At 45.2% G+C, this 7,013-nt stretch carries 6 protein-coding genes; 5 read left to right on the forward strand and 1 reads right to left on the reverse strand.

Annotated features, from left to right (window positions below; translation table 11 throughout):
* Positions 1–48: 48 nt before the first annotated feature.
* The gene (locus R7O13_RS06375) at positions 49–1,965 is read right to left on the reverse strand and encodes a methyl-accepting chemotaxis protein (protein ID WP_017821859.1); all 1,917 of its coding nucleotides are present in this window, start codon (positions 1,963–1,965) and stop codon (positions 49–51) included.
* A gap of 310 nt (positions 1,966–2,275) precedes the next feature.
* Here R7O13_RS06375 and R7O13_RS06380 point away from each other — a divergent pair, with 310 nt between their 5' ends.
* The 5 genes from R7O13_RS06380 to R7O13_RS06400 form a co-directional block, all read left to right on the forward strand.
* A complete protein-coding gene (locus R7O13_RS06380; protein WP_318303317.1) occupies positions 2,276–3,232 on the forward strand; it encodes a MoxR family ATPase in 957 nt (318 codons plus the stop codon).
* Positions 3,233–3,245: 13 nt separating this feature from the next.
* Positions 3,246–4,172 (forward strand): DUF58 domain-containing protein, encoded by a 927-nt coding sequence (locus tag R7O13_RS06385; protein WP_318303318.1) that lies wholly within the window; start codon positions 3,246–3,248, stop codon positions 4,170–4,172.
* A 37-nt stretch (positions 4,173–4,209) separates the two neighbouring features.
* The gene (locus tag R7O13_RS06390) at positions 4,210–4,686 is read left to right on the forward strand and encodes a DUF4381 domain-containing protein (RefSeq protein ID WP_017821862.1); all 477 of its coding nucleotides are present in this window, start codon (positions 4,210–4,212) and stop codon (positions 4,684–4,686) included.
* Positions 4,679–5,683: a vWA domain-containing protein gene (locus tag R7O13_RS06395; protein ID WP_318122849.1), complete on the forward strand. Its 1,005-nt coding sequence runs from the start codon at positions 4,679–4,681 to the stop codon at positions 5,681–5,683. The genes R7O13_RS06390 and R7O13_RS06395 overlap by 8 nt, the downstream gene beginning before the upstream one ends.
* The coding region (locus R7O13_RS06400) for a VWA domain-containing protein (RefSeq protein WP_318303322.1) at positions 5,676–7,013 on the forward strand (1,338 nt) is incomplete at its 3' end. The genes R7O13_RS06395 and R7O13_RS06400, both read left to right, overlap by 8 nt.

The raw sequence follows: 7,013 nt of genomic DNA on the forward strand, positions 1-7,013 counted from the left end.
CCTAAAATTAATGATTGAACTTTTAAACTTCGCCTATTCTATCCAACTCTATAACTTGAAGCTACCAACCATCTTGTCCAAACGAGAAGAGAGCGCTTGAAGATCGCGACTTGCATCCGCCAACTCTTCTGCTGTCGCGGTTGTCATTTCATTTATCGCGTTGATTTCTTCGATATTTTGATTAATGGTATGCACCACCGTGGATTGCTCTTCCGTCGCCGTTGCAACTTGTGTATTACGATCAGAGATGTCGGTGATTCGTTCAGAAATACTGATTAATACCTCGACTGCTTCATCGGTAGAAGTAACCCCTTCTATGGTGACCGCTTTGCCCGCTTCCATAGCACTTACCGCGTCTTGTGCGTCACTTTGAAGCTGATTGATCATGCGCTGAATCTCTTCTGTAGAATCAGCCGTGCGTGAAGCTAGGTTTCTTACCTCATCAGCAACAACCGCAAAACCACGTCCCTGCTCACCAGCACGAGCAGCTTCAATTGCAGCGTTTAGCGCAAGTAAATTCGTTTGTTCAGAGATGTCACGAATTACACCCAGAATCGAGCCAATATCTTTGGTTGTCGATGCCAACTGCGTAACAACAATATTGGTTGTTTCAACATCATCGGCTAGGCGGCTGATCACCTCTTTTGCTTTCATCACAACTTCTCGACCAGTTTGAGTGTTATCTGAAGCCTGATTTGCCGTATCAGCAGCGGTAGCAGCGTTCGATGCAATTTCACTGATGGTCGCACCCATTTGGTTGATAGCTGCAACTACTTGAATGGTTTGATCACGCTGCTCTTGGCTGTTGTCGTGTGTGGATGTTGCTTTCGTTGACACACTTTCTGCCGCTTGACTTAATGAGCCACTGGTTAAAGCAACCTCTTTCATCGTGGCATGAATCTTCTCAATAAATCCATTAAAGCCTTTTGAAAGCTGAGCAATTTCATCATTACCCTTAATTTCAATACGCTGCGCCAAATCGCCTTCACCTTGCCCAAGGTCGGTAAAACGATCGGCAATCAGTCGGATTGGTTTCGTAATGCTGTTTGCCAACCATACGCCCATGAGGATGAATACAACGGCAACAATGATGGTCGTAAACAGCATTTTTTTAGCTGTCGCATTCAGGTCTGCGAATACTTCATCAACGGGAACCACGCCAATAACAAACCAGTTCATTGAAGGAACATACAAACTAGAAACAAAAGTATCCTGCCCTTCAAACTCCACATTAATTAGGTTGAAGCTATTTTTGTTCAACAGCGCACTTGCGTCACTACCAAATAGTTTAGTGATAGAAGTTTGGTTCTTACCTTGTTGGCGGTGTATTTGAATCTGGCCTTGTTCATTAGTGAGGAACACGTAACCCGTATCTTCAATTTTAAACCCATTGAGCAAAGCAACCATGTCTCCCATAGATTTAGAGAGACCTGACATTGATGTACCATTAAGATCTTGGAAATTGGCAAACATTTTCACTTCGCCATTTGCCTCTTGGAACACACTCACGGACGTTTCTTGACCAGACGACGTAAATCCAAAGAACCAAGCATCTTGCGTTCGGTTAAGTTGACGTAAGAATCCGTTTTGATTCCAGTAATATGCCGTTTGACGATTCGCTACCGACGCATCATTAAGACCATACTGTGATTTAACGTTATTGAGCTGCTGAACCAACTGAACTTCTACTGACGGATCACGGTCTGTATTAGATAGGGCTTCAACAATAAATTCGTTTGTAGCCAGCTGTTTTGCCGCTTGTTGCATTTCGACAACTTCGCGGTCAATTTCGGTATTGATTTGCTGCAACATCGCAGGTAGCTCGATGTCAATAAGACGATGGCTCAATACATCTCTCGCATGACGCTGAGCCATAACACCAACAATGATTGTTGATGCTAGAACAGCAAACGTAATGCCAAGTACAACCTTCTGTTTGATGCTCAAGGAATGAAGTTTCAACATATTCGGACCTTTTAAAAGAATCACTTGTTATTGGCCCCACAAGGGGAATCAGGTGCATATCTCATGACACGCACACCACGGAATCTTTATCGGCTCATATGTACAAAACTAGAGGCATTTCTCATTATATTATGAAAAATAAATGTAACACACTGTCAAATAAGCACTTTCAGAGATAGCACGTACTTGCAATTCTCTGTAGCGTCCCAATATTGAAAAGATAAATTGCAATAGAGCATTGGAACTTTTTTCACATGGAAAATGACCAATACTCAACACGAAAATCACATGGATACCGAGAGTCCAAAGCATGCATAAATCTAACTTCGAAACTCTTCAGCAATACTTAGAGTCGCAGATCATCGGACAGCAAGATCTGGTAAAGCAACTGCTTGTTGCGCTTCTTGCGGATGGGCATATTTTAGTTGAAGGCCCTCCTGGGTTAGCAAAAACCCGTGCAGTAAAATCACTCTCAGACTGTGTTGAAGGTGACTTCCACCGAATTCAGTTCACCCCTGACTTGCTGCCAGCCGATTTAACCGGCACCGATATCTTCCGTCCAGAAACCGGAGAATTCACTTTCCAGTCAGGTCCTATCTTCAACTCGCTTATTCTTGCGGATGAGATAAACCGTGCACCGGCCAAAGTACAAGCGGCAATGCTTGAAGCAATGGCAGAGAAACAAGTCACAGCAGGTCGTCATACCTACCCGCTGCCAGAGTTGTTTTTGGTTATGGCAACTCAAAACCCGATAGAGCAAGAAGGGACCTACCCCCTTCCTGAAGCGCAGCTAGACCGCTTTTTATTGCATTTAGAAGTGGAATACCCAGATGCAGAGCATGAGCTATCTATCTTGCGTATTAACCGCGGAGAAGCAAAGGGCGAAGTAAAGGTTGAACGCCCAATGTTAAGCCAACAAGATATATTCACTGCACGTAAAGAAGTGTTGGATATTCATATGGCAGAAACGATAGAGCAGTACATCGTCCGTTTAGTTATGGCGACACGTCAAGCCAACGAATATGACACTGAGTTGGACAAGTGGTTGTCAATGGGTGTGAGTCCGCGTGCCACCATCGCTCTTGATCGCTGTGCACGTGCGCACGCTTGGCTTGCTGGTCGTGATTTTGTCTCTCCGGAAGATGTTCAAACCATGGCTTATCCGGTACTGCGCCACCGTTTATTATTGAGTTACCACGCTCAAGCGGAAGGCATTACGGCAAACCAGGTCATCGATAAACTGCTAAAACTTGTTGGCAGTGCATAAACAGGTGAGTGATATGTCCGCTACACATTCATTACCACCTCATGCGAATGGGGTGACATTAACCCTTGAAGAGCTGCTCCAATATCGCACTCAATCTATACGTTGGTTACCACCAGCACAGAGTCTCTGGTCGCAGATGAGTGGTAACCATACCAGTCGCCAAAAAGGGCGAGGTATGGATTTTATGGAGGTGCGCCAATATCAACCTGGCGACGATATTCGCAGCATTGATTGGCGAGTCACCGCTAGGACCGGTAAAGCACATACGAAGTTGTTTGCAGAAGATAAAGAGCAAGCGGTCATTCTTTATCTTGATCTAAGTTCTAGTCTACATTTTGGATCTAAGTATGTACTCAAATCCGTTCAATTGGCCCACTTTGCCAGTGTTCTAATTTGGCTAACTCTAGCTAAAAAAGATCGCATCGGCGCAGTGATTGATGACGGACATCAATGTCTTGAATTTCGCCCCTCTTCTTTACAAAGACAAGGGCTGCGGATTCTTAACGCCATAGTCGACATACATAATGCGCAAGTAACTCGTACTGCAAGCAACGACACTCGTACACTGCCGTATGCACAAGTATTGGAGACACTTCATACGCTCACCCCAAAAGGTAGCGAATTGATTATGCTCAGTGATTTTGCCCACGTAATACCAACGGAACTGGCACAACTACGTCGACTCAAACAACACAATAGCGTAAGGGCTGTTCAATTTTATGATCCGTTAGAAAGAGGCGAAACAGACTTTAGAGGTCAAGTGAAAGCTTCGGATGGGCTGCATAGTCAATGGTTTAACTTTGGCTCTAAAGGACAACGAAGAGAACTCGAAAACCACTTTACCCAACATCAAGAAACCATTAAGCAGCAGTGCCATTCGATAGCAATTCCATTTAACACGCTATCAAGTGGCTGGCCCTTAATTTCACAATTAAGCTAACAAACTGACAAGCAGTATTTATTAAGCAGTAATAATAATGACAACAAACAACCAAAGCCTAGACCTTGAACCTTTGATTTTGCCAAACGCACCGGATTGGTTTCCGCTCGCTTGGGGATGGTGGGTGGTGCTTGCAGCAACCTTGCTGTTCGTTTTCGGCATTTGTCTTTATGTGAGATGGCGTAAAAAACACTTACGCGCAAAAAAGACAGCATTAACACTTTTAACTCAACCTACCGCGCCTCATACCCCTTCCTCTGCTCTGGAAATATTGCGCCAGGCAGCATTGAGTTACTTTCCGCGTGAAGAGATCGCACCATTAACTGGAATCGCTTGGTATGAATTTCTCGATAGCCATACCAAAGAAAGTCGATTCGTAGACAAACAACATCAGTGGCAAGAAGCGTTGTATCAGAATTCTTCCCAAGGGCAGCATCAAAGCTTGGTAGACGATTGTGTCTTTTGGATAACCTACGCTTTGCCACCAAAGAAAAAGGCAAATAACCGTGACTGAGCAAACACTCATAACCGATCTTGCCCAATGGCTAAACATTGAATTTGTCTGGTGGTGGGCACTGTTTTTGTTGCCCATCCCCTGGCTGGTATACAAGTTTCTGCCACAAGAATCTCAACAAGCCGAGATCAAATTGGCGTACTTACCAACTAATGAGAATCGCAGCAAGCCTAAGCAAGCGCTGCAAAAAGCACTTTCAATCGCGATCTGGGGCCTTCTTGTCGTCGCTTGTGCGCGTCCAGTTTGGTTTGGTGATCCCGTTGAATTCCAACCCAAATATCGGGACTTGATGTTAGTCGTCGATCTGTCCGGTTCGATGCAGCAGGAAGACATGGAACTCAACGGCGAATATATCGATCGCCTCACAGCAGTCAAAAAAGTTCTGTCTGATTTCGTAGCAAAGAGAAAAGGTGACCGTCTCGGAGTTGTTTTGTTTGGCGACCATGCTTATTTGCAAACACCACTCACTGCAGACCGAAAAAGCGTCATGCAACAGATTAATCAAACCGTCATCGGTTTGGTTGGTCAACGAACCGCCATTGGTGATGGTATTGGTTTAGGCACAAAAACCTTTGTAGACAGTGATGCTCCCCAACGAGTCATGATTTTGCTCAGTGACGGCAGCAATACTGCAGGGGTGCTCGAGCCGCTAAAAGCAGCGGAAATTGCGAAAAAATACAACGCCACTATTTACACCGTGGGCGTGGGCGCTGGTGAAATGATGGTGAAAGAGTTTTTCATGACTCGCAAAGTCAACACCGCAGCCGACTTAGATGAACAAACACTGACTAAAGTGGCAGAGGTGACAGGTGGACAATATTTTCGAGCGCGAGATACGGAAGAGCTCGAAAAGATTTATGACACAATCAACCAGCTAGAACCCGTATCTAGCGACACACAAACTTGGCGCCCACAGTCTGAATGGTTTCCATATCCATTAAGCGCTGCATTTGTATTATCGGTATTGTTATTCCTATTAAGGAGAAAACATGGCTGAGTTTATTTTCCTCAATCCTTATTGGCTTTTGGGGCTCATCGTGATCCCTATAGCACTCTTGCTTAATCACAAATTTAGAGCCCAAAAGTCCACACTGATTGCCCCTCACCTATCGCGGATGCTCGGACAAAACACGCAGTCTAAGCATTACTTCACTCTATGGGGTTTAGCTTGGGCAATAACTTGCATTTCATTAGCGGGGCCAAGCTGGCAGTCCAATGCTCGACCAAGCTTTGAGTTAAACCAAAACCGGATCTTGGTACTTGATATGTCTCGCTCTATGTTTGCTACAGACATCAAACCCAATCGGCTAGCACAAACACGTTATAAGGCGCTCGATTTGCTGCCAAAATGGAAAGAGGGAGCCACTGGACTTATTGCTTACGCTGGCGATGCCTATAACTTAAGTCCACTGACAACTGATTCCAGTACGCTTGCGGGCATTATCGAAAATTTGTCACCAGAGCTGATGCCTTTTCAAGGAGCAAACCTGCCTGCCGCGATTGAACTTGCGATCAACCAGTTTTCTCAAGCCGGCACGCAACAAGGCGATATCATCGTGTTAGCGGATGATCTTGATACGTCAGAGCTGTCTCGCGCGTTAGATTTAGTCCAAGGTACAAAGTTTCGCATTTCTGTTCTTGCCGTCGGGACTCCTAACGGTGCACCTATCGCGCTGCCCGATGGCTCTCTGCTAAAAACGGCACAAGGCACAACCGTCGTAGCGAAAACAAACCTGAAAAACCTACAGACGCTAGCGAATAAAACTGGCGGTCTATTTGTTCCTATTCAGCACACCAACCGTGATGTTGAAAATATCGCGGCCTTTACTAATAACATTGGTAGCCAGCTTTCTGCGACCCAAAGCGAAGAAGTTAAAACTGATTCTCGTCTCAACAGTGGCTTTTGGTTACTGCCGTTGTTACTTCTTCCTGCGGCTTTACTGTTTCGACGCGGCCTGATTTGGATGGTAGTTGCGAGTGTAGCCCCAGTAACGTGGACACCGCATGCAGAAGCTAATCCGTTCTTAAATGCCGACCAACAAGGAGCGGAACTCTACAAGCAAGGTGAGTATGAACAGGCGCAAAACCTATTTACAAACCCAAGCTGGAAAGGAGCCGCCAGTTATCAAAAAGGTGACTACGAAGCCGCTATCGAAGCATTTTCTCATGATGCCTCCCTTAACGGCCGCTATAACCTCGCCAACTCGCTCGCTCAAAATGGTCAATTAGAAGATGCGGCTGATTTGTATAAAAGACTGCTAGAGGAAAAGCCTAACTTTGAAGCCGCGAAGAAAAACCTATCGGTTGTAGAAGAAAAGCTAAAACAG

The sequence above is a fragment of the Vibrio sp. Y176 genome (genome assembly GCF_033438945.1).

What these genes read in the sequence shown, in the direction of transcription:
- R7O13_RS06390 (WP_017821862.1), top strand. Translation starts at nt 4,210, where the DNA reads ATGACAACAAACAACCAAAGCCTAGACCTTGAACCTTTGATTTTGCCA.
- R7O13_RS06380 (WP_318303317.1), top strand. Translation starts at nt 2,276, where the DNA reads ATGCATAAATCTAACTTCGAAACTCTTCAGCAATACTTAGAGTCGCAG.
- R7O13_RS06375 (WP_017821859.1), bottom strand. Translation starts at nt 1,965, where the DNA reads ATGTTGAAACTTCATTCCTTGAGCATCAAACAGAAGGTTGTACTTGGC.
- R7O13_RS06385 (WP_318303318.1), top strand. Translation starts at nt 3,246, where the DNA reads ATGTCCGCTACACATTCATTACCACCTCATGCGAATGGGGTGACATTA.